The organism is Candidatus Azobacteroides pseudotrichonymphae genomovar. CFP2 (assembly GCF_000010645.1).
Taxonomy (GTDB): domain Bacteria; phylum Bacteroidota; class Bacteroidia; order Bacteroidales; family Azobacteroidaceae; genus Azobacteroides; species Azobacteroides pseudotrichonymphae.
Map to the genome: position 1 here is coordinate 1 of NC_011562.1, position 18,645 is coordinate 18,645.

Annotated in this window: 22 protein-coding genes; 12 read left to right on the forward strand and 10 right to left on the reverse strand. The window is 36.1% G+C overall.

The features are described from left to right. The 3 genes from CFPG_RS05230 to CFPG_RS04950 all read left to right on the forward strand — a co-directional run bounded on the left by CFPG_RS05230 (position 1) and on the right by CFPG_RS04950 (position 3,149). Positions 1-1,593: a replication initiation protein gene (locus CFPG_RS05230; RefSeq protein WP_012572959.1), complete on the forward strand. Its 1,593-nt coding sequence runs from the start codon at positions 1-3 to the stop codon at positions 1,591-1,593. Positions 1,594-2,030: 437 nt separating this feature from the next. Beyond that, positions 2,031-2,567 (forward strand): hypothetical protein, encoded by a 537-nt coding sequence (locus tag CFPG_RS04945; protein WP_012572960.1) that lies wholly within the window; start codon positions 2,031-2,033, stop codon positions 2,565-2,567. Positions 2,568-2,810: 243 nt separating this feature from the next. Continuing rightward, positions 2,811-3,149 carry a DUF805 domain-containing protein gene (locus CFPG_RS04950; protein WP_012572961.1) on the forward strand — a complete coding sequence of 113 codons (339 nt, stop codon included), beginning with the start codon at positions 2,811-2,813 and terminating at the stop codon, positions 3,147-3,149. Positions 3,150-3,195: 46 nt separating this feature from the next. On the opposite strand, the gene recG is transcribed toward CFPG_RS04950, so the two are convergent. The 7 genes from recG to CFPG_RS04985 form a co-directional block, all read right to left on the reverse strand. Then, entirely contained in the window at positions 3,196-5,298 is a 2,103-nt protein-coding gene (recG, locus tag CFPG_RS04955; protein ID WP_012572962.1) for an ATP-dependent DNA helicase RecG, read from the reverse strand. Positions 5,299-5,335: 37 nt separating this feature from the next. Further along, on the reverse strand, positions 5,336-6,268 hold the full coding sequence (locus CFPG_RS04960) for a hypothetical protein (protein ID WP_012572963.1): 933 nt from the start codon (positions 6,266-6,268) through the stop codon (positions 5,336-5,338). Positions 6,269-6,440: 172 nt separating this feature from the next. Then, positions 6,441-6,716, reverse strand: a complete 276-nt coding sequence (locus tag CFPG_RS04965) for a hypothetical protein (RefSeq protein ID WP_012572964.1) — start codon at positions 6,714-6,716, stop codon at positions 6,441-6,443. After that, a complete protein-coding gene (locus tag CFPG_RS04970; RefSeq protein WP_012572965.1) occupies positions 6,713-7,468 on the reverse strand; it encodes a ParA family protein in 756 nt (251 codons plus the stop codon). The genes CFPG_RS04965 and CFPG_RS04970 overlap by 4 nt, the downstream gene beginning before the upstream one ends. 368 nt (positions 7,469-7,836) lie before the next feature. After that, entirely contained in the window at positions 7,837-9,228 is a 1,392-nt protein-coding gene (locus tag CFPG_RS04975; protein ID WP_012572966.1) for a replicative DNA helicase, read from the reverse strand. A 14-nt stretch (positions 9,229-9,242) separates the two neighbouring features. Continuing rightward, complete coding sequence (locus CFPG_RS05235) at positions 9,243-11,060, reverse strand: replication initiation protein (protein WP_050720693.1); 1,818 nt, start codon at positions 11,058-11,060, stop codon at positions 9,243-9,245. 277 nt (positions 11,061-11,337) lie between these two features. Further along, positions 11,338-11,523 (reverse strand): hypothetical protein, encoded by a 186-nt coding sequence (locus tag CFPG_RS04985; RefSeq protein WP_041572614.1) that lies wholly within the window; start codon positions 11,521-11,523, stop codon positions 11,338-11,340. A 1,478-nt stretch (positions 11,524-13,001) separates the two neighbouring features. Here CFPG_RS04985 and CFPG_RS04990 point away from each other — a divergent pair. The 9 genes from CFPG_RS04990 to CFPG_RS05030 all read left to right on the forward strand — a co-directional run bounded on the left by CFPG_RS04990 (position 13,002) and on the right by CFPG_RS05030 (position 17,272). Further along, the gene (locus CFPG_RS04990; protein WP_265348100.1) at positions 13,002-13,805 is read left to right on the forward strand and encodes a hypothetical protein; all 804 of its coding nucleotides are present in this window, start codon (positions 13,002-13,004) and stop codon (positions 13,803-13,805) included. Positions 13,806-13,870: 65 nt separating this feature from the next. Beyond that, positions 13,871-14,047 (forward strand): hypothetical protein, encoded by a 177-nt coding sequence (locus CFPG_RS04995; RefSeq protein ID WP_265348101.1) that lies wholly within the window; start codon positions 13,871-13,873, stop codon positions 14,045-14,047. A gap of 661 nt (positions 14,048-14,708) precedes the next feature. After that, complete coding sequence (locus CFPG_RS05000; RefSeq protein ID WP_265348102.1) at positions 14,709-14,933, forward strand: hypothetical protein; 225 nt, start codon at positions 14,709-14,711, stop codon at positions 14,931-14,933. Positions 14,934-14,940: 7 nt separating this feature from the next. Then, a complete protein-coding gene (locus CFPG_RS05005; protein ID WP_012572969.1) occupies positions 14,941-15,246 on the forward strand; it encodes a hypothetical protein in 306 nt (101 codons plus the stop codon). After that, a complete protein-coding gene (locus CFPG_RS05010; protein ID WP_041572617.1) occupies positions 15,246-15,449 on the forward strand; it encodes a hypothetical protein in 204 nt (67 codons plus the stop codon). Before CFPG_RS05005 ends, CFPG_RS05010 begins: the two co-directional genes overlap by 1 nt. 8 nt (positions 15,450-15,457) lie before the next feature. Then, positions 15,458-15,730 carry a hypothetical protein gene (locus CFPG_RS05015; protein ID WP_041572618.1) on the forward strand — a complete coding sequence of 91 codons (273 nt, stop codon included), beginning with the start codon at positions 15,458-15,460 and terminating at the stop codon, positions 15,728-15,730. A 4-nt stretch (positions 15,731-15,734) separates the two neighbouring features. After that, positions 15,735-15,956, forward strand: coding sequence for a hypothetical protein (locus tag CFPG_RS05020; RefSeq protein WP_041572620.1), 222 nt, complete (start codon positions 15,735-15,737; stop codon positions 15,954-15,956). Positions 15,957-16,120: 164 nt separating this feature from the next. Continuing rightward, a complete protein-coding gene (locus tag CFPG_RS05025; protein WP_012572970.1) occupies positions 16,121-16,873 on the forward strand; it encodes an AAA family ATPase in 753 nt (250 codons plus the stop codon). 69 nt (positions 16,874-16,942) lie between these two features. Further along, complete coding sequence (locus CFPG_RS05030; RefSeq protein WP_050720694.1) at positions 16,943-17,272, forward strand: DUF805 domain-containing protein; 330 nt, start codon at positions 16,943-16,945, stop codon at positions 17,270-17,272. A 9-nt stretch (positions 17,273-17,281) separates the two neighbouring features. Here CFPG_RS05030 and CFPG_RS05035 read toward each other — a convergent pair whose 3' ends face one another. The 3 genes from CFPG_RS05035 to CFPG_RS05040 are packed head-to-tail and all read right to left on the reverse strand — an operon-like array spanning position 17,282 to position 18,609. Then, on the reverse strand, positions 17,282-17,431 hold the full coding sequence (locus CFPG_RS05035) for a hypothetical protein (RefSeq protein WP_265348094.1): 150 nt from the start codon (positions 17,429-17,431) through the stop codon (positions 17,282-17,284). Positions 17,432-17,486: 55 nt separating this feature from the next. Further along, on the reverse strand, positions 17,487-17,651 hold the full coding sequence (locus CFPG_RS05735) for a hypothetical protein (RefSeq protein ID WP_265348095.1): 165 nt from the start codon (positions 17,649-17,651) through the stop codon (positions 17,487-17,489). Positions 17,652-17,694: 43 nt separating this feature from the next. Then, positions 17,695-18,609, reverse strand: a complete 915-nt coding sequence (locus CFPG_RS05040; protein ID WP_012572972.1) for a hypothetical protein — start codon at positions 18,607-18,609, stop codon at positions 17,695-17,697. Between the last annotated feature and the right edge of the window lie 36 nt (positions 18,610-18,645).

Below are 18,645 nucleotides of genomic sequence, written 5' to 3' on the forward strand. Positions count from 1 at the left end.
ATGGGAGATCTACAATTAGAAAAGGAAGAAAGGAAATATCCAATTGTTTTAAAGCCATTAGAAAACAAAGATATTGATGTTATTCAATCTTATGTTCTAACAACGGCGAGGTATGATTTTTCTATATATGAGAAACGTATTGTGTATGGGATTGTGGCTTGTATTCAGGCTCAATTATTGGGTCAAAAATTAGATAAGAATTTTTCGATTAGTGAAAGTTTTAATGGAGACGTAGATATAGTTCTTCCCATTTCTTTTTTATTAGTAGGTGAAGAGGATAAAAATCATTATCAAATTAAAAAAGCTTTTTTGTCTTTAAAAAGCAATCATTTTATTTATGAAGACTATACAATATGGGAAGATATTAATTTGATTGAACGTCCAAAGATTAAAAAACGCTGTAGAGTAGTCGAATTTCGTTTACATCCAAAAGTTTATAAAGCTCTATTTAACTTTTCCAAAGGTCATACGAAATATGAACTAAATACAACTATGTCTTTTAAAAGTGTTTATTCTATGCGATTTTACGAATTGCTCTCGGGACAAAAAATCCCTTTGACACGTAGCATAGATACTTTAAAAGTAATGTTCAGACTAGAGAATAAATATAAACTGGTAAAAGATTTTATTTCTCGTGTAATAGATGTTGCCAAAGAAGAATTAGACTGTAAATCTCCATATAGTTTTACATATAAATTGGAATACGAAAATGAACGCAAACGGGTAGGTAGGAAGAAAGTTGTGGCTATCACCTTTACCCCTGTCTATCGTTCAGAGAATCGTAACAGCATATTGGAATACAAAGACCTGTGCAGAACAGTTGTTCTTTCTGATGTTCTTCTGCCAGAGGAGCAACATTTCTTTGTTTCATTAGGCTTTACCGAACAGGAACTGAAAAGTAAGTATTATAACTTGCTTATTGATATAGAAAAAGCAAGGAGACAAGGACGAATATTGATCACTTCTGTTCTTTTGGATTATGCCAAAACCAAGAAGAACCCGAAGACCTATGCTCTCAAAGCTTTGAGGAATGAGATTAGGGGGTGGAAAGAAGAATTGTCTAAGCAGAATCAGGATAAGCTATCTAAGCAATTACAGCAGGAGGTTAAGGCATATCATCAGGATAAGCAAAGCATCCATTACTTTCTCAAAGATTATTTAGGATTTTTAGGAAAAGAACTAGATAAGGCGTTTGAATATGTTTTAACTCACGGAGATCATGATTGTTTGGATAAACTGATTCATTCCTGCAATAAGGATAAGGATAAAATGAAGGCTTCATTACAAAAAAGCATTCAATCCATCGGATCAGTTGGCCAACGAAAGAAAGCACTTAAGGCTGCTCCTAAGACTGCTCTTAAAGATGTTCCTAAGGTTACTTCATTAGAACAGAGAAATGATCAGACGAAGGATGAGCTAATTGTGAAGGAAGAAACTGTGAATGAAGAACAGATAGTCATCGTTTCCAATCAAGATCAAGAAAAACAGGAAAAGACTTCTACTAATGTCGTTCAGGCTAGTAGAGGGTCTTATATAGGGAAATTCATCCGAAACGGGATGAAAAGAATAAGGAACTATTTTCATATCCATTGAACGTATACAGTAAAAGAACAAAATTGCTTTTGTCCTCTTGCCTTAATTGAAGTAGGTTAAAGAAGAGTATATTGCAATTTATAATAATACATGTGAAACAAATTCAATACCTATTTCTTCCTCTGATTTTACTGACTGCCATACCTAACCTATTTTCGGCAAGTGAGGAGTGGACAGGTGCTGATAGACCTAACGAAAGTGATTAGAACACATGAGTCACCAACTCAAACTCAAAACCGATAAGACACATCTCAATTGGAAGGAAGGTCTCTCAGACCGGACATATCATGAAGTTAACTTTCTACGTTATGTCATTGATGGTTACGGTGAGGATTACTATGTCATAGGGTTTTCTGGGGGAGGACAGACAGTATCGTTATCACCACGATCTCTATTCATTTAGCAGCTGCAAACCTCCATCTTTCGATATCAGAGTGATGGATGGTAATAAAGTTTTTCTTCGTGTCTTCTACGTTAACATAGAGGTAGATCCATCTAATTGGAAGGATGTGATAAAGGAATACGGCTGTTACTATAGGCTTAGTTGGTCTTTTAATATTACAGTTGAGTACAGGCTTAACACAACTCAGTTCATGGAACATGTAGAAGATTTCTCACTACGGTTTTATGATCCACTCAGCATTGATACAGGACACAGCCCAATAGAGATGGCTTCCAAATGTTTTGCTTTGGAACCTTTGCAGAACATATTGGAGAACTGGGACGAAGAAAAGTGGAAGCAGAAACTGTCAAAACAGGCAAAGCTTCAGTATGCTTCCTATAGGGACACTGAACAGGAAGATAGAACGGCAAAGATAGATATGGATAAGATCAGACAGCTACCTACAACGGATGCAATGTTGGACGAAAAGTATGGAAAGAAGGGAACACCCATAAGGGATGCTTTTAATAGGGAAGCTGATGCTTACTATCGAGATGTTATAGCAAAAGCTGATTCTAAAAAAGAGGAATGAATTGAAAATAAGTTGAAATTAACCACTACATTTCAGTTTACTCCAAAATGATTTCCATTTGTTGGCTAGTTTCCTTACACAAATAGAACATTTTCTACATGGGACACAGGCTTTGCTCATTTTATTTATTTTTGCTTGTCAATGTACGAAAAGTATTACTTGATTAGTGGTAAAGTCTACTCTTTTTTGATAAGTCATCCACATATTTCAAGTTATCATGAGTACCAAGTAAATAGTAACAGTATGCAGGATGTATTGATAAGCATATTTAAGACATTAACAGGATTCTTCTCGTTTAGAGGAAGAATCAGTAGAAAGGAGTTCATCATGAGCTTTCTAACTGTTTTTTTAAGCTTTTGTATGCTAGGATCGAGATTCTTCCTTCTGTGGATATTCTTGTTTTGGTTTCTGTTTGCTCAACGAGCTAAACGTTGCCATGATATAGGACGCAGCGGTTGGTGGCAATTTATCCCACTTTATGAACTATGGCTTTTGTGTGCAAAGGGACAGGTAGGAAAGAATGAATACGGTGAAGATCCGCAAGCATTGGAAGAAGATTTGTACCCTCAAAAGGAGGATTAAGAATAATCAAAAAGAATTGCTTTTCATCCTCTATTTTGAATTAGAATCAGCTAATTCTTGCCCATTGGGTTTGATATTTCGTATTCCATTTATGTAATTGTTGTTTTAGCAGATTACATCGTGGGTCCTTTAAAGCAGGGTCAGCATTTAATATTTCATAAACAAAGTTTCTTGCACGGATTAATATATTTACGTCTTTGGAAACATTAGCTATTCTTAATTTTTTTGGTGCAAACCCACTTTGTTTTGTTCCTATTATACTTCCTGGCCCGCGAAGTTTCAAATCTTCCTCTGCAACTTCAAATCCATTGTTAGTCTTTGTCATGACATTAATACGTTTTTGTGCTTCTTTAGATAACTCATAATTGGTTATCAGAATACATACAGCTTGTTCTGTACCACGTCCTACCCTTCCACGTAACTGATGCAGCTGGGATAGTCCAAAGCGTTCTGCATTTTCGATGATTATCACAGAAGCATTCTTGACATCTATTCCAACTTCTATTACCGTTGTAGAAACCATTACCTGTGTTTCACCAGAAACAAATTTTTGCATCTCTTGATTCTTTTCTTCCGGTTTCATTTGTCCATGAACCTTAGAAATACTGTATTCAGGAAACACTTTGCTTACAGCTCGAAACCCTTCCTGTAGATTTATTAAATCTATTTTTTCATTCTCTTCTATTAGAGGATAAACAATGTAAACCTGCTTACCTATTTTTAACTGTTCTCGTACATATTCGTACATTTTATTTCTTTTTTCATCATAGATATGATAGGTCCTTATTGGTTTTCTTCCCGGTGGCAACTCGTCTATGGTGGAGATATTCAGATCTCCATATACTGTCATTGCCATTGTACGAGGAATAGGAGTTGCAGTCATGACTAATACATGTGGTGGAGTAGAGTTTTTGTCCCACAACTTAGCTCGCTGTGTTACTCCGAAACGATGTTGTTCGTCCACTACGACTAATCCAAGATTACTAAATTCAACGCTGTCTTCAATCAAGGCATGAGTGCCAATCAGGATTTGTATGTCTCCACTTTTTACTTTTGGAAGCATCTCTTCTCTCACCTTGTTCTTTGTTGACCCAGTTAGCAATGCTACTTTTACAGTTGATCCTTCCAACAAATGACTAATTGTCTCGTAATGTTGCGTTGCCAATATTTCCGTAGGGACCATAATTGCCCCTTGAAAACCATTATCAATTGCTGTCAAAATGGATAATAATGCTACTACCGTTTTCCCGCTTCCAACATCTCCTTGCACCAAACGGTTCATTTGTTTTCCAGTATTCATATCTTGCCTGATTTCATTGAATACCCTTTCTTGTGCATGGGTTAGTTCGAAAGGGAGATTGTTTTTTAAGAAGTGAAAATTCTCTCCTACTTTACTAAAGCAAAATCCATCCAATTGTTTTTTTCTACGGTTTGGATTCAATAAATTGGCAAGTTGCACATAGAAAAGTTCTTCGAACTTTAGGCGATACTGTGCTTGCTCTAGCAAATTATCGGATTTTGGAAAATGAATATTATGTATGGCTTCGTCTAAGGAGATTAACTTGCATTTATCAATTATTCCTGTTGGCAAGGTCTCTGAAAGAGGTTCTTTTGTGTATTCTAATATTTGTCTCATTATTTGACTTATTGTATTAGAATCCAACGAAGCTTTTTTCATTTTTGCCGTTGTGCGGTATATTCCCTGCATACGTGTTACTCCTTCACAGAATTTACATTCTGTTTTTATTTGTGGATTAACAATTGATATGTATTTCCCTCTAAAAAATCTAAGCTTGCCGTACACGTAGTACTCCTCATCTATTTTATAGTATTTGGGAACCCAGTTTATGGAGTTAAACCATACTAATTCTATTGTCCCTGTTCCATCATCGAATATACCACTCAGTCGTGGATAATTTAATGACCGTGAATATCGAAGTATTCTACCTTTCAGTTGAACATAAGACATCTCGATATTGATTTCACGAATTTTGTCAACTCTATAGGATTTTCTTTGATCTTTATAGCGATATGGGAAATAATAGAGCATATCCTGACATGAGACAACATTAATTTCTTTCTCAAGAACTTCTACTTTTTGAGATCCTATGCCTTGTAAGTGTATTATGTTTTGGTTACTTGTGTCCATCTTTAATCTATTATTTCTACTTAATAGAAATTCATCACTATTGCAAAGATCCAGACCATTGGATGTCTTCTGCTCCATAATTTATCCCTGTCCTTTCGACCATAGATCGGTGTCTTCTTCTCTCTATCTCTGCATTGATATCACTAATGTCTTTATTAATTTTTCTAATATGGCGTTCCATTGTTTCTTCTAGCCAAAGGAAATTGATGTCCAATGTTTTTGAGTTAATGTATATGGTAGGATATTCAAATGTCCATTCTGTCCCTAATTTGAATGTCTCCTTAACTGCCACCGTTTGATAAGCTAATTTCTGCAGATAGTTATTCCTCCCTTCATTCATCCCATAAAAGAAATATTCAGTACTTTGTGGAGAAATTTCTAGATCAGCAACCCCTACTTTTTTTTCTTTATTATCCATTTGAATGAGGTCTATCTTTGCCCTACACTCTAACCCGCAATCATGATAAAAACGAACCTCTAATTCATTCCAACCATTGTTCATGCTATGTATATATTCTTGAATACTCTCAATCATAGCTTTGTCCTTATCAAGGATGCTCCTTATCTTACCCATCTCATCTTCGGAAATTGGATGTTTCCCGCCTACACGTTTATACCAACATATATAATCTTTCATTTTCTTATAAAGCTCTTTTGCTTTTGCAGGTGAATCTTTTGACAGCACCTTGTAGCTGGCCAGATATGCCTCAGTAGGGGTTTTACCTGCTATGATAGCTTTACAAAATTTTTCCATATGAGCATTCTTGGGAGTACTGATATTTGCTATTGAAAATTCATTTTTGAACCACTCAGGATTAAAAATGGCAGCATGAATCATCTTTTCGAATTTCATTGCTTTGCTCTCTGGACGTGGTTTACTCTTTCCATACCAAAGATCAAAGAAAAGAGTAGGATCTTTTTGATATGTACACAACATGTTATAGTCGATGAACTCATTATAGTTTTTCATGTTATTTTCTGTTTATAATTTGTTATTTTATACACCGTGAGCATAAATTAAATTTATGAACTTTGTCCCGGCATAAATTATTCAACAAATATACAACAATAACAAAACAAAGTCAATAAAAAATGCGACTTTGTTTAAAATAATTTATGGAGCCTCTCAAGCTATATGTATACTATTTTTCTTTCTTTTCTAGCCGTTCCGAGATAGCTTCCCTGATGAAGTCCTGTAGTAACTCTTCTTTGTCTGCACAATACATCCGCATTCGCCTTCTTAGGGATTTTTCTATCTTACAATGTATGTCAACCAGCTCTTCCTGAAAAGCTGTAGATGGTGCCTCCCCATTCGGGATTTCTTTCACTTCGTTGTTAGAAATAGAATTTTTTGTTAACTCTTTTTGTGTAGATGATGGAAGAACGCTATCCACATTCCATAGTTGTTTTTTACTCATGATTCATACAGTTTTAATAATTTTTCACAAACAGACATGTAGTCATGTGCTGCATTGCATTTTGGGTCATAGGAAAAAATATCTTTGCGGCTCATTTGCGATTCTAAAATCTTTACGTTGTTTCGTATGATTGAGTGAAACACGTGTTCTCCAAATTTCTCAGTAAGGCTTTCAGCTAGCTCCTTCTGTACTGTCTGCCTTGTATCTGACCGACTAATCAGTATTTTGTAATCGTCAAGGTCAGAATTGATGCGGTCATGTACCTTGCCTATTAACTGAATAAGACGGTCCATCCCTACCAAAGCAAAATTTGCCAATTCTACTGGTATGATGCACAATTCTGATGCTGTCAAGGCATTCAGAGCTAGAACGCCTATGGACGGTGGACAGTCTATTAGTACCCAGTCATAGTTCTCTACTACTGGAGCAAGAAGTTTCTTTAGTAATAGCTCCCTAAAAGGTTCATCTGCCAGTTCTTTCTCTGCAGCAGATAAGTCAAGAGTTGAACAGACTATGTCCACCCCAATTGGAGCTTGTGCAATAGGGAGAGGATAAGTTCCTTGCAATGCCCCACAGATGTTCTTCTCTAAAGGCAAAGCTAAACCACTGCAGGCAGTTAGGTTCGCTTGTGGATCCAGATCGACCAACAGAACCTTTTTCCCAAGCCTAGATAGTCCACATCCTATGTTTACTGTTCCAGTTGTCTTCCCTACTCCTCCTTTGTTGTTGATAAAAGAGATAGTTTTCTTCATACGTTCCTTTGTCTATTAAAATAAATATTTGTTTGAATATATACACTTTTGTTCAAATAGACAAATATACTATCAAATTTATATCCAAAAAATACTAAACGTCATTTGTCTGTTTGAACTTTTATTCGTGTGGTCATATGTGTTTATGGTAATGCAAATAAATATTCGTTTGAGAATATAAATTTTTGTTCAAGGACACGTAAGTACTTTTATTGTCGTGTTCAAAAGTACTTATGGAGTATTGTCTGTATGAATTTTACTTTAAGTGAACATATGTCTGTGCAAGCAGATGGACTTTTGTCCATATATACATATATACATATGTTCCAATGTTCTTTTGCTAAGGAATGTTGGAAGACGAGTAGGGGTTATTCGCTAGGAGTCTTGCTGCTATCTGATTCTGGTTTCTTCTTGTATTTATTTTCAAATCTTACTTTATCCTTATTGAAGACAATATCTATAGCTCCTGTTTCTCCGTTACGATGTTTGGCTATAATGATTTGATGTTTCTCTTTCTCTTTTATTATCTGTTCAGAAATAAAACACACCACATCGGCATCCTGCTCAATAGCACCCGAATCACGCAGGTCAGAGAGTTCTGGAATTTTATTTAGACGCTCCTCTGACTTTCGACTAAGTTGAGAAATAGAGATGACAGGAATGTCTAGATCTTTTGCTATTGCTTTCAATTCACGTGATATAACGCTTATCTCATATACACGATTCATAGATTTATCGTTTTCTCCCCGAGCAGTTATCAGTTGCATATAGTCTACGAACAAACACTTTACATTGTGTTCTTTTACTATACGTAAAGCTTTGTTTCGAAGATTAAATATGGACAACTCTGATGTATCATCTACATAAATAGGATATTTTTTATCATTACGGATAATAAGGTCTATTGTTGCTACTATATTATTTTTTTCCCATTCTTCTAAATCTCTTTCTCTAAACGCACTACTGTTATTGTTGGTGATATTGACAAGAGAACGCTCAAAAATTTTTTTTTCTGACATTTCTATTGAGCAAAAAGCAACAGGTATATTCATGTCAGCCATATTTTTTATCATAGACAAGCACATAGCTGTCTTGCCCATTGATGGGCGAGCAGCAATGATGATAAGGTCGGAGTTGTGCCATCCACCAGTGATTTTGTCCAAATCAGTGAATCCTGATAGCAAACCCTTATCGGGTGTATCTAAATATTTTCTTATTTCTTCTTTTGTTATTTCTTCTTTTGTTTCACCACAGACGACCCTTTTTGCAATATCTGAGAAGGAAGAAAAATCTTTTTTGTAAGATTTCTTGGACATCTTAAACAGTTCTGTGTCTGCTCTCTGTATTAGAGAGTATATATTATTATTCTCGTCTTTAGCCTTACCTAATTGCTTCCGAAGAAAATCTATCCATTCTCTTCTACGATGTTTTTCTTCAATGATATTAGCATAATATTCCAGACCTGAAACTATTCCATCTTTGTCTGCAAACTCTACTAGCTCGGCAATATATTCTTCTAACTTAAGTGTTCCATTGCGTCTCATTCGTTCGATGACCGTTTCTTTATTGATAGGAGCTGGTTCATTTGCTAGATCTTGAATGGCGGCAAAAACAGGTTGGTGAATCTCGTGGAAATATTCTTTAGCAAGTTGTAGTCTACTTATCTGCTCGTAATCACCTTCCAAACCAAGTATTAAAGCTCCAAGTAATTTTTTTTCTATATTCAGTTCATATGGGCTGAAACTTTTTTCATTATCCATAATTCAGGTATCTATTATTTTGTTATGATCTTATTATCCATCAGTTTTTTCATTATTCTATCCTTATCTCCATTGCATGCTGCGTATATTTTTCTCAAATAGAGAATTCCACCTTTATCATGTATACGTTCGATTATCTGCTCTCGTTCATTTTCAAATGTGGAATTGGGTATTGTTGTACAGTTCTGCAAGAAAGCGATAATTTTATCTTGTTTACGCTGACGTTCCTTTTTAACTTTCATCGCTGCTTCGGACAGTTTATTTTCTTCTTGCTCTTGAAATTTCTTCTTCCATTCTTTTATTTGATTCTTCAATGTAGTGATCAGATAGATTCTAGGATTCTCTTTTTTCTTGACATAGTCAATCATGTCGAAAATAGGAAATCTGAAATCCATCTCTTTTGCCTTGTGTAAGTCTTGTATTACTACAAAGTGTCGTGTCTTTAACTCATTCTCACTAAAACCAAGTTCAAGAAATATATTCAGTTCCTTTGGACGTAGTGCTACAGATAGGTCAAGACTTCTCTGCTCTTCCTGAAGAGCCAAGTCCGTGTTTCTATGTTCAGGCTGATAGATAGGTATGAATTTGATATTGCTAATTTTCTTACGCCCCTTCTGATTACGTTCCTTTTCGTGCTCTAACTCGTATGTAAAGGTATAAGGGGACTTTTGATCTAACTCTTTCTTTGAATGGTCAATTATACGAGAGATAAAAGTTCTTATGTCCCTATATTTATTTTCCAACTTGAGCATAGTTTTTAATTTTTCTGTGCTATAGGTCAAAGGTTTCTTTTGTCCAGACAGAAGTTCATAGAAACGCATAGCATAGACACTATTGAATTCCATTGCAGTCTTTAGCTCATATCTTTTGAAGCCTTTGGGAAAGTTCAGCAGGAGTTCATAGGCATCTTGATGTAGAAGGAATGAGACCTCGCGACCGAGTATTAATGGTTGTTCAATTGGTGGTTCAATCAATTTGACCTCCTTGCATTGGCCGTTATCCTCATACTGTATCATCTTTTTTTGCAGGGTCTTAAGTGCCTCTTTAACATCTTCTGAGATATGTTTTCCTTTCTTTGGATTTAAATATGACAAAGGAAGAGTAACACGTACCATTCCGTAAAGATCCGGGCTAATCATAAAATTTTTATCTAGGTGCTTTCCCTTTAATTGATATTGCAGGCACTCTATAATCCGATAGAGAATACGCTTCTCATGGACAGAGAAATCATATCTAGCAGTTGTTACTATATAGGACTGAATGATGTCTTTACTGCTTGTTGAAAATGGATTGATGCTAAGATTTGGAGGTTTATGAATTACGGTACCACTCATAGGATAAGGATATAGCATCCGAATGTTAACGGGAACAATTTTTTCCCAGCCCGGGATAAGTCCACTTACAAATGAATGGATTTCGTCTTTAATAACATTCAACCATTCTTTCTGCAGTCCTTCTGGCTTTGGTGCTATCTTTTCGTCTCTTTTTATAGACCTACTCAATGCATTTAGCTGTTCTAGTGCAGGAGGTAGCTTGTGTTGTTCGGGAATAAAAACTCCGTTCTCTTCTTCTTCCTGACCATCATCTAGCTGTTTCAATGCAAATTGTTCCAGTGCAATAGATATCTCATGTATTGATAGCCCCTGTTCTAATAGCTCATGAAGAACAACAACTCCGTAATCTTCTTCTTCTTCTTCTTCTTCTTCTTCTTCTTCTTCTTCTTCTTCCTGTTCTTCCTGACCCCCCTCTATACTATCATCCTCTACACTATTTAGTTGTTCTAATTTTATCTTGTCTGTCGCTATCCTAAGTTTATCTTTCAATGTCTCCATAAATATTCTAGTTGATTAAGGACACGAATGTATCTATAATTTACGAAGCTCCAATTTGTTGTTGTTTTGTCCTGACAACACCCCTATTTAGTTATTTTATTCAAGGCAAATGCCCCATAGATGTTGTTTTTTAAGAACAATGGATACTCATAATTCCATGTTTTACGGCTTGTACGGCCGTTTTTGAGAGATTCTTAGAATGGGGGATATGTATTTCATAATAGGTTTTACAATGATAAGTAAAATGGCAAACAACTCTTAACATAAAGAAAGGAATTCAAACTTCCTTATCGTAAAGTGGGTTTGCTGGATTCTTTGGAGCATTAGGATCGTAATTTGGATTTGGAATCTCTGTCTCTATGTATCTGAATTCATCAAATGGGATCAAGTACTCAGAAACGACAGCCATTGTATCAGTGAACACATCTCTATCATCAGGATGGTTCCTGTATGGATCAGGCATGACAAACTCCCTGAGCAGATATGTCCATAGGTCAGCTGCTTCGGCTCAGACTATCGCCTTGCAGCATAGCCAGTATTTTTGTCCAGATGTAAGTTGTTGAGCTTCAAGTTTTTTGTTCGCATAATGCTTACACTACATAGGTTGGGGCGTTCGTTCATTCCTTGGGTGGGGGGTCGCTCATTTCATTCGCTGCTTCGCTGGTCCCCCACCCAAGAATGAACTCCCAAGCCCCAAAAGGAAAAAGGAAAACAAATTTCTCAACTGGAAAGATTTGAAGGATATTCGAGTATGACTAGTTTTTCTCTGTCCAGATGTAAGATGTGGAGCTTCCAGACTAGAAGAGACATCATATGACGCATTTTAAGGTGGGTACATTGCATTATCTTACGTTGCGATAAAAAAACAACATCATCTGAACAAAGAAAATGCAATAGAGAGGAGTTATACTGGCTTAAACGAGATATGGCATACATAATACTACACAGATGACGATGATATGCTTAAGCCTTATCATATACAATCTTGCTTTCAGTTCCATAGAGATTGATGCGTCCGTTTGCTTTGGCTCAGACTATCGCCTTGCAGCATTAGCCAGTATTTCTGTCCAGATGTAAGATGTGTTGAGCATCCAAATAGAGAGGAGATTTGGGCTAAAATAGAAAGGCACGGAAAGGGTGGCCTCCCTGACTATGCCTAAACTATGAAACCTAATCGTAATGTCTAACATCTAACACATTAAACTAGAATTAATGTAATAAGCTCTGCATGGAAATGCAATAGTGTTCTACAACATGTCGAAATATCAGCACAGAGTAGAGTGTGGGTAGCGAGTTTGTGGAGTAGCTTAAACAAAATGCCCGGGCCACGGTGCCAGAGGGAAAGCACCCCCACCCATCGTCCAAACTAACAATCCTTTTTTTCTGCACCCTAATCACCTTCGCAGGCTTGGTACGTACTGCCTTCCACTTAGGGAATGAATCAAGTCTAACTACTAAATCTAAGAAACAGGTATGGGAACAATCATTCTCATTCCCATTCGTAACTAGGTATAGCTGTACTATTAATCTTCTGTGTGGCAGCTGTAGTAGCTATTCTTATCCAAATAGCTCGTGTAATCTATAATCATTGGTAGTGATATTGCCCTTATCTGGCATTATCGCTGAGTATATTCTATTGTTTAATCTATTAATACTTACAATCATGTTTAACGATATAATAACTGTTGCGGAAGTACTAGAAATATCAACATTGGATGCAAGGATACTTGCAAAACTTGCAGAGCTGTTTATTTCTGAAGATTTTTTCGAATAAAGTTGCAAAACAAGAAAAAAATAGTATGATATTGTGGGGTGGCAAGTGCGGCTGATAATCCATCTCACACGCTTTTCGCCCACAATGATCAGAATACTATTCTAACAAACTAAAATTATATATAATATTAAACCGATTTAATTATGGAATCTTTTCAAGAAAAGGTAATGAAAAATTACAATGCACAAAACCAGTTCAATGATGTGAAAGAGAAGAGAACTGAGTCTGATGACTCTATCGACATGAAAATTATAATCAAAGGGTTAAAACAGCGCATCAAAACGATAACTGAGAGGATTGAGAGGACTGAGAGGACTGAGAGCACTGAAAATACTGTGTTTGAACCAGGCATCAAGACTAATGTCATCATCAAAGAGATCAAGCTAAGCGAAAAGCTTAACGACGTATTACAAGTAACATTTACAGACAAGAATAATTTGTCAAATAACTTCACCAATATCTTTGGTCCAAACAGAACATTTGCAGCAACAGATGATGCGTTTGAGAAGATGAAGTTAAACAAGACATCACAAGTGTGTGAGATCTTGGCATGTGTTTATGCTAAGCCAAATGGATCGTTTGGAGAAGCAATGGAAGAAGTGGTTAGTAAATACCCAGAACAATGTGAGGATTGGGTTGACATCATAGAAGAGAGTATAAAAATCTATGAGGAAGGGATGATACAACATCAAAAGCTATTCAATAGCAATGAGGTCAATGTATGTGGAGTATGGGTATACAACAAGAAGGATTATGTTGTGTTGCGATCATCAACGTTTGAGCCTAACATTTATCCAAGCCATTTGATAAAGAAGGATGACAAGACTAAGTTCTTCAAAGTGAATGAAAGATACGATAGGTTTACAAAACAAACAGAAGAACAAGTAGAAGATGATCTGTCCAAGGTTGACGGCTTGTTGGGCAGGAAGGTCACTGTTGACCATGAAGAAGAAGCCGGATTACTATTCTAGTTAATTATTCTATAACTGTTGAAAATAGAGTAGATGTAATGTCTGCTCTATTTTTTTTTGATACGATGAGACTAATTAAAGCAATTGTTGGAGTATTGATAACAATCATCTATCCAGTGCTGTTTGTGTTAGCATTGACAAAGATAGATATGTTCAAAAGGTTATGTGCTTGTGTTGCAAGCGAGTTGAATGATGCAATGAATGCATTGTGTATGGATTCTCAAGGAACAAGCCTTAGTTGATCGGGCGACCAAGTCTAAGGCTTGCATTGAGAAAAGAATGTAGTTAGGATATTGTGTGTTTGGTTCTATGAGTATAGATAGAATGCAAATGAGTTACAGAGATATAAGGCTGTACATAATAGACAAGAATATAGACCATATAAACAAGACCATATAAACAGAGAGTTTGATACGGCTATAGGGCAGTTCTACTACGATTGTTGTATGTGTCAAAATGATTAAATTTGTGAAGAAGAATCAAGCGTGACAAGCCTAGAAGGAGCTGAGCACGCACGTTTAATATTATATGATTTAGTTGAGGCAGGCCACAAGCTTGCCTTTTTTTATGTTCAACAGTATAAATGATTAACAAGATGAGAAGATACAATTTCTTATGACAATATTTCCATTGATATCAATTAGTGGGCATGATATCTATGTAAACTTTATTGAGCCCATTTTGAGAATGATAACAGAGTTTATAACAAAATACATTTAAAGCCATGGAAGACAAATTTGTAGGACTAGAAGAACTAGGATCAATGATAGATCGTTTGATGAAATTATGTGAAGAAAACAAGAGAGAAGCAAGGAGTGTATAAAGAAAAGTTTAACATTTAAACAAACTAGAGCTATGAAAAAGATTAGAAAAAATATCAGCAAGAAAGCCTTACTAAACTTAATGTTCACACCATCACCAAAGGCAAATCCTGAAACTATTGCAGGAGTAAAAAGACTATGGCAAGACGTGTTGGACTATATTGATGAACGTGGAGAATCGTGTGCAAACTACGTAGGTCACCAGTTGGAAGACATGTTAGCTATGATCAATGTTGATAATATTGGCTATGATCATTATGATGAATATGAAGAGTTATTGAATAGTAAGTATAACAGTAAAAACTAAACATTATATGAAAACAGCGTACTACATTGACAAGAATGGTAAGTACCAATATGATATCGAGGGCAAGAAGAAAGAATTTGGTTCATACAAAGAAGCAATTGAAGCACTTGCAGATATCATATATGTAGAATATGACATAGACATAAGCAAACAGAAATATGAGTATGAAAACTACAGTTCGTTGGTTGAAGACAATGGCTATTCTATAGACATGGAAGAGGTTGATGACAAGGGAGAGAGAACTAACATTAGGTTTGAGAGATATGAAACAGCATTATACGTTGCGGAGTTTCTCATAGACAATGTAAACTGATGAAAGCAACAACAAACGACATCATTGACCGAATGAGAAAAGAGATAAGAAACATTGCTGAAACAAGAGACAAGTTTGATGAGTTAATAGAGACAATAGAAGAAGACTTGACAAAAGCCAAGGCAATTAAGAAGGCTTTGGCTTTTACTATGAATGAGTTTATTGGTTTATCAGCAGAATTGAAGTTTAACGTGCGTAAATAAGAAAGTATATGCAATGGTTTTGGAGAAGAATTAGAGGATGGAAGAAAGAATTTTGGCATAAATACGACGAAAAAAGTGGAGAAGAGAAGTTTATAGCAATATATGCAACGATATATCAAGCATTGAAACTGATTATTGGAATACCAATATGGTTTCTTGCTATAACATGGGAAATACATCCAATATTAGAAGAGATGGGAACAGGCTTCGGAGTAGCATTTATAGCCAATATTGTACTTTATATATGGAGTACATGGATTTTATTCATACCAAATTTATAAAGAAATGGAACACATATTATTTAGGATTTTCTTCGGTTTAATGATGAACATCGTCTATTATGAAGCATACATGGTAGTATGGCAATCATCTTGGAAAACATATTTAAATCAGAAATACCCAGCAGACAAAAGATTTTCTTGGTTAAGAGGTCATTATGTGTGGGAATATAAAGAGAAAGAACAATATGTAGATGAATGGGACGAATGGGATTTACAGAACAAATAATTTAATTACATATGGCGTTAACTTTGCGTCATATGCCCTTTAAGGGCCGACTAATCCAAATCTCCGCTGGCTAAATCCAAGGGTTGTCCTATTAGGAAATTGGAGGAGTCGCATATGATTTCTAAGGAAACGGAGTTTAATAAACAATTTTAAAAACTAAAACAATGGAAGCAGCAATAAAAGAAATAAAAGTTATCCAGCCGCTCTTGCCATCAGGCGTTGTAAGAGCGAATAAGAATGAGAACCCAAGACTGATGGTTCTATACGGGGATCCAAAAGCAGGAAAGAGTACGCTTTGCGCTATGATCCCTGGAGCTTTGATTATTGATCTTGCTGAGGAGTACAAATACATTGATGCCATGAAGGTCCAAATTTCTTCTATAGAGAAGCTTTTTCAGTTGGGGAAGGAGATACGTAACAGTAAAAATAAGTTTCCTGTAATTGTTATCGACAACGCCTCGTTATTTTATGAGCTTGTGAAGCCCTATGGATTGTCGCTCTATAAGGATACAGCAAAAGGGAAATATTATCAAGGATCTGTTGAGGATATACCCTTTGGTGGTGCATGGTATTGGCCTAGGATGGCGTTTATGAAGGTACTTGAAGGATTTCTAGGTCTTTGTAAAAGCCTTGTATTGGTTGGGCATGTGAAGACAGGAAGTGGAGAAGATGGGACAGGAGATGCAAGCATGATGACCTTGGACTTGCCAGGTCAGTTGAGGAATGCTGTTCTGGGAGCAGCAGATACGGTAGGAAGATTATACAGAAGCCGTAGACAAAATATTTTGGATTTAGATGGAGGAGGTAATGCTTTAGCACAGTCAAGAGTTCCTAAGCTCAGGGGAAGACAGATCGTCTTGGGAGAAGCTGATGAGAAAGGTATGATAAAACACAACTGGAATGAGGTATTTGAATAGGCAGGATTTGTGTCCTGCTTTTTTTTATTTTTGAGTGAATTCCGAATAAAAGAAATTTACAGGATGATCATGTTAAAAAAATTAAAAGGGTATTTTTCGTTTAAGGGACGTATTGGAAGAAAGGGATATATCATAAGTTTTATTAGCCTTGTTATTATGAATGTTATTATGAATAATAACAAGGATAGTATAATTCTTTACTGTCTGTGGATATTCTTTCTGTATTTTTCCCTTGCACAGGGATCAAAGCGTTGCCATGATCTGGGACGTAGTGCTTGGTGGCAGTTTGTTCCTCTTTTTCCTCTATGGCTTTTCTTTTCAAGAGGACAGAAAGGGAGCAATCGGTACGGGGAAGATCCGATGGAATTGACAACTCCAGCAGCAAATGCTAGTGAATAAGTAACGATGTTAGGATTGATGAGGAACTTCTATAATAATTCCTCGGGTTTGAAGTTTCCCATTCTTAACTGTCATCCCATTTTCATTGTAGTACGCACCTGATTGTGTAAATAGCTGCATAAGTTTTTGCCCAATTATTCTACCTGCGTTGCCCTTCATAAAGTCTCTTATCTGAAAATTCAACGTGAGCTGAGTCATTTGAGGCTACATAAGACTATGTAATGTCAGATCCATTTACATAGGTTGAGTTCAACAACCCATAAAGGCCTTCTCTGTATTTCCCATGCCATCCTTTGATAGTCTTAATCCACTTTTTTACGTCGCCTAGCAAATTAGGCACTGCTTCTGCATCCATAGGCCTTCCTTCGTGCCCTTTCATGAATTGTTCAACCAATCCTCTTCTTGAAATAGAATAATTATTACTATTTCAAGCGCCTATAGGAACGCCTATAGGAAAAAGACGAAACCTTAGGATGATGTTCTTGAAGGTCAATATAATCTGTCCTAAGAGCGTTTAATGCTTTAGTTTTTGCAACTCCGTACCACGCTTTCAATTGTTGGTACTCTTGAGAAATTTCAGGATGTTCCTTTATCAACTCACGTAATTTATCAGGATCCATATGCATAAGATTATAAAACTTCATGAATGCCTGAGGGTTGTCTCTATATACTAAATTATTAATCAAGTCTTGTTGTTGTTCCTGGCTAATAGCATGACCGAAGAAGTTATCCCATACTCGCCCAGCTCTATCTCTAGTTACTTCCCCACGGTCGGTTTTCAGATTGTACTTTTTTATTAAATCAAGATAGTCGTCATAAGTAAACTCACCATGTATGTCTCTAGCTTCATATTTGAATTTAGGAGTCCCGTATTCATCTTCTCCATCAAGGGCAAAGACATCGTCAAGGCTATGTGTTGCTCTATATGCCTCAGAAAAGTTTCCCCATTTAGATTTTAAGTCAGCTTTTATCTTTTCTCTTTTTAATGCTTGTTGCATGAACTCCATCATCTTTGGGTCTTTGAGCATCTTCTTAACCTTATAGGCCTGATATGGGTCAAGCTTCCTCCCCGCATGATAGCTATCTATTACCTCTTGTACTTCATCTTCTATTGCTTTTCCCCATTTATCATGAAAGATTCCCAATAATTGAGGGTCATGGATAAGCTTTGTTATGTTGTTCATCAAGGCAATTTCCTGGATAAAAAATTGCTGATATTCCTCATAGCCATCTGATCCAAACTCAATTCCAATCCCATGAACCAAGTCTGCATGGAAAGCTATATACAATGCCATTGCTAGTCCTATAAGCAAATGGGTTTTCTTAAATTTCTTCATATCCTTTATCTAATAAAGGTAATCAACATTATAGAA

Coding starts and splice junctions, on each gene's coding strand:
- CFPG_RS05230 (WP_012572959.1), top strand. CDS start 1: ATGGGAGATCTACAATTAGAAAAGGAAGAAAGGAAATATCCAATTGTT.
- CFPG_RS04945 (WP_012572960.1), top strand. CDS start 2,031: ATGGATGGTAATAAAGTTTTTCTTCGTGTCTTCTACGTTAACATAGAG.
- CFPG_RS04950 (WP_012572961.1), top strand. CDS start 2,811: ATGCAGGATGTATTGATAAGCATATTTAAGACATTAACAGGATTCTTC.
- recG (WP_012572962.1), bottom strand. CDS start 5,298: ATGGACACAAGTAACCAAAACATAATACACTTACAAGGCATAGGATCT.
- CFPG_RS04960 (WP_012572963.1), bottom strand. CDS start 6,268: ATGAAAAACTATAATGAGTTCATCGACTATAACATGTTGTGTACATAT.
- CFPG_RS04965 (WP_012572964.1), bottom strand. CDS start 6,716: ATGAGTAAAAAACAACTATGGAATGTGGATAGCGTTCTTCCATCATCT.
- CFPG_RS04970 (WP_012572965.1), bottom strand. CDS start 7,468: ATGAAGAAAACTATCTCTTTTATCAACAACAAAGGAGGAGTAGGGAAG.
- CFPG_RS04975 (WP_012572966.1), bottom strand. CDS start 9,228: ATGGATAATGAAAAAAGTTTCAGCCCATATGAACTGAATATAGAAAAA.
- CFPG_RS05235 (WP_050720693.1), bottom strand. CDS start 11,060: ATGGAGACATTGAAAGATAAACTTAGGATAGCGACAGACAAGATAAAA.
- CFPG_RS04985 (WP_041572614.1), bottom strand. CDS start 11,523: ATGCCTGATCCATACAGGAACCATCCTGATGATAGAGATGTGTTCACT.
- CFPG_RS04990 (WP_265348100.1), top strand. CDS start 13,002: ATGAAAAATTACAATGCACAAAACCAGTTCAATGATGTGAAAGAGAAG.
- CFPG_RS04995 (WP_265348101.1), top strand. CDS start 13,871: ATGAGACTAATTAAAGCAATTGTTGGAGTATTGATAACAATCATCTAT.
- CFPG_RS05000 (WP_265348102.1), top strand. CDS start 14,709: ATGTTCACACCATCACCAAAGGCAAATCCTGAAACTATTGCAGGAGTA.
- CFPG_RS05005 (WP_012572969.1), top strand. CDS start 14,941: ATGAAAACAGCGTACTACATTGACAAGAATGGTAAGTACCAATATGAT.
- CFPG_RS05010 (WP_041572617.1), top strand. CDS start 15,246: ATGAAAGCAACAACAAACGACATCATTGACCGAATGAGAAAAGAGATA.
- CFPG_RS05015 (WP_041572618.1), top strand. CDS start 15,458: ATGCAATGGTTTTGGAGAAGAATTAGAGGATGGAAGAAAGAATTTTGG.
- CFPG_RS05020 (WP_041572620.1), top strand. CDS start 15,735: ATGGAACACATATTATTTAGGATTTTCTTCGGTTTAATGATGAACATC.
- CFPG_RS05025 (WP_012572970.1), top strand. CDS start 16,121: ATGGAAGCAGCAATAAAAGAAATAAAAGTTATCCAGCCGCTCTTGCCA.
- CFPG_RS05030 (WP_050720694.1), top strand. CDS start 16,943: ATGTTAAAAAAATTAAAAGGGTATTTTTCGTTTAAGGGACGTATTGGA.
- CFPG_RS05035 (WP_265348094.1), bottom strand. CDS start 17,431: ATGAAGGGCAACGCAGGTAGAATAATTGGGCAAAAACTTATGCAGCTA.
- CFPG_RS05735 (WP_265348095.1), bottom strand. CDS start 17,651: ATGAAAGGGCACGAAGGAAGGCCTATGGATGCAGAAGCAGTGCCTAAT.
- CFPG_RS05040 (WP_012572972.1), bottom strand. CDS start 18,609: ATGAAGAAATTTAAGAAAACCCATTTGCTTATAGGACTAGCAATGGCA.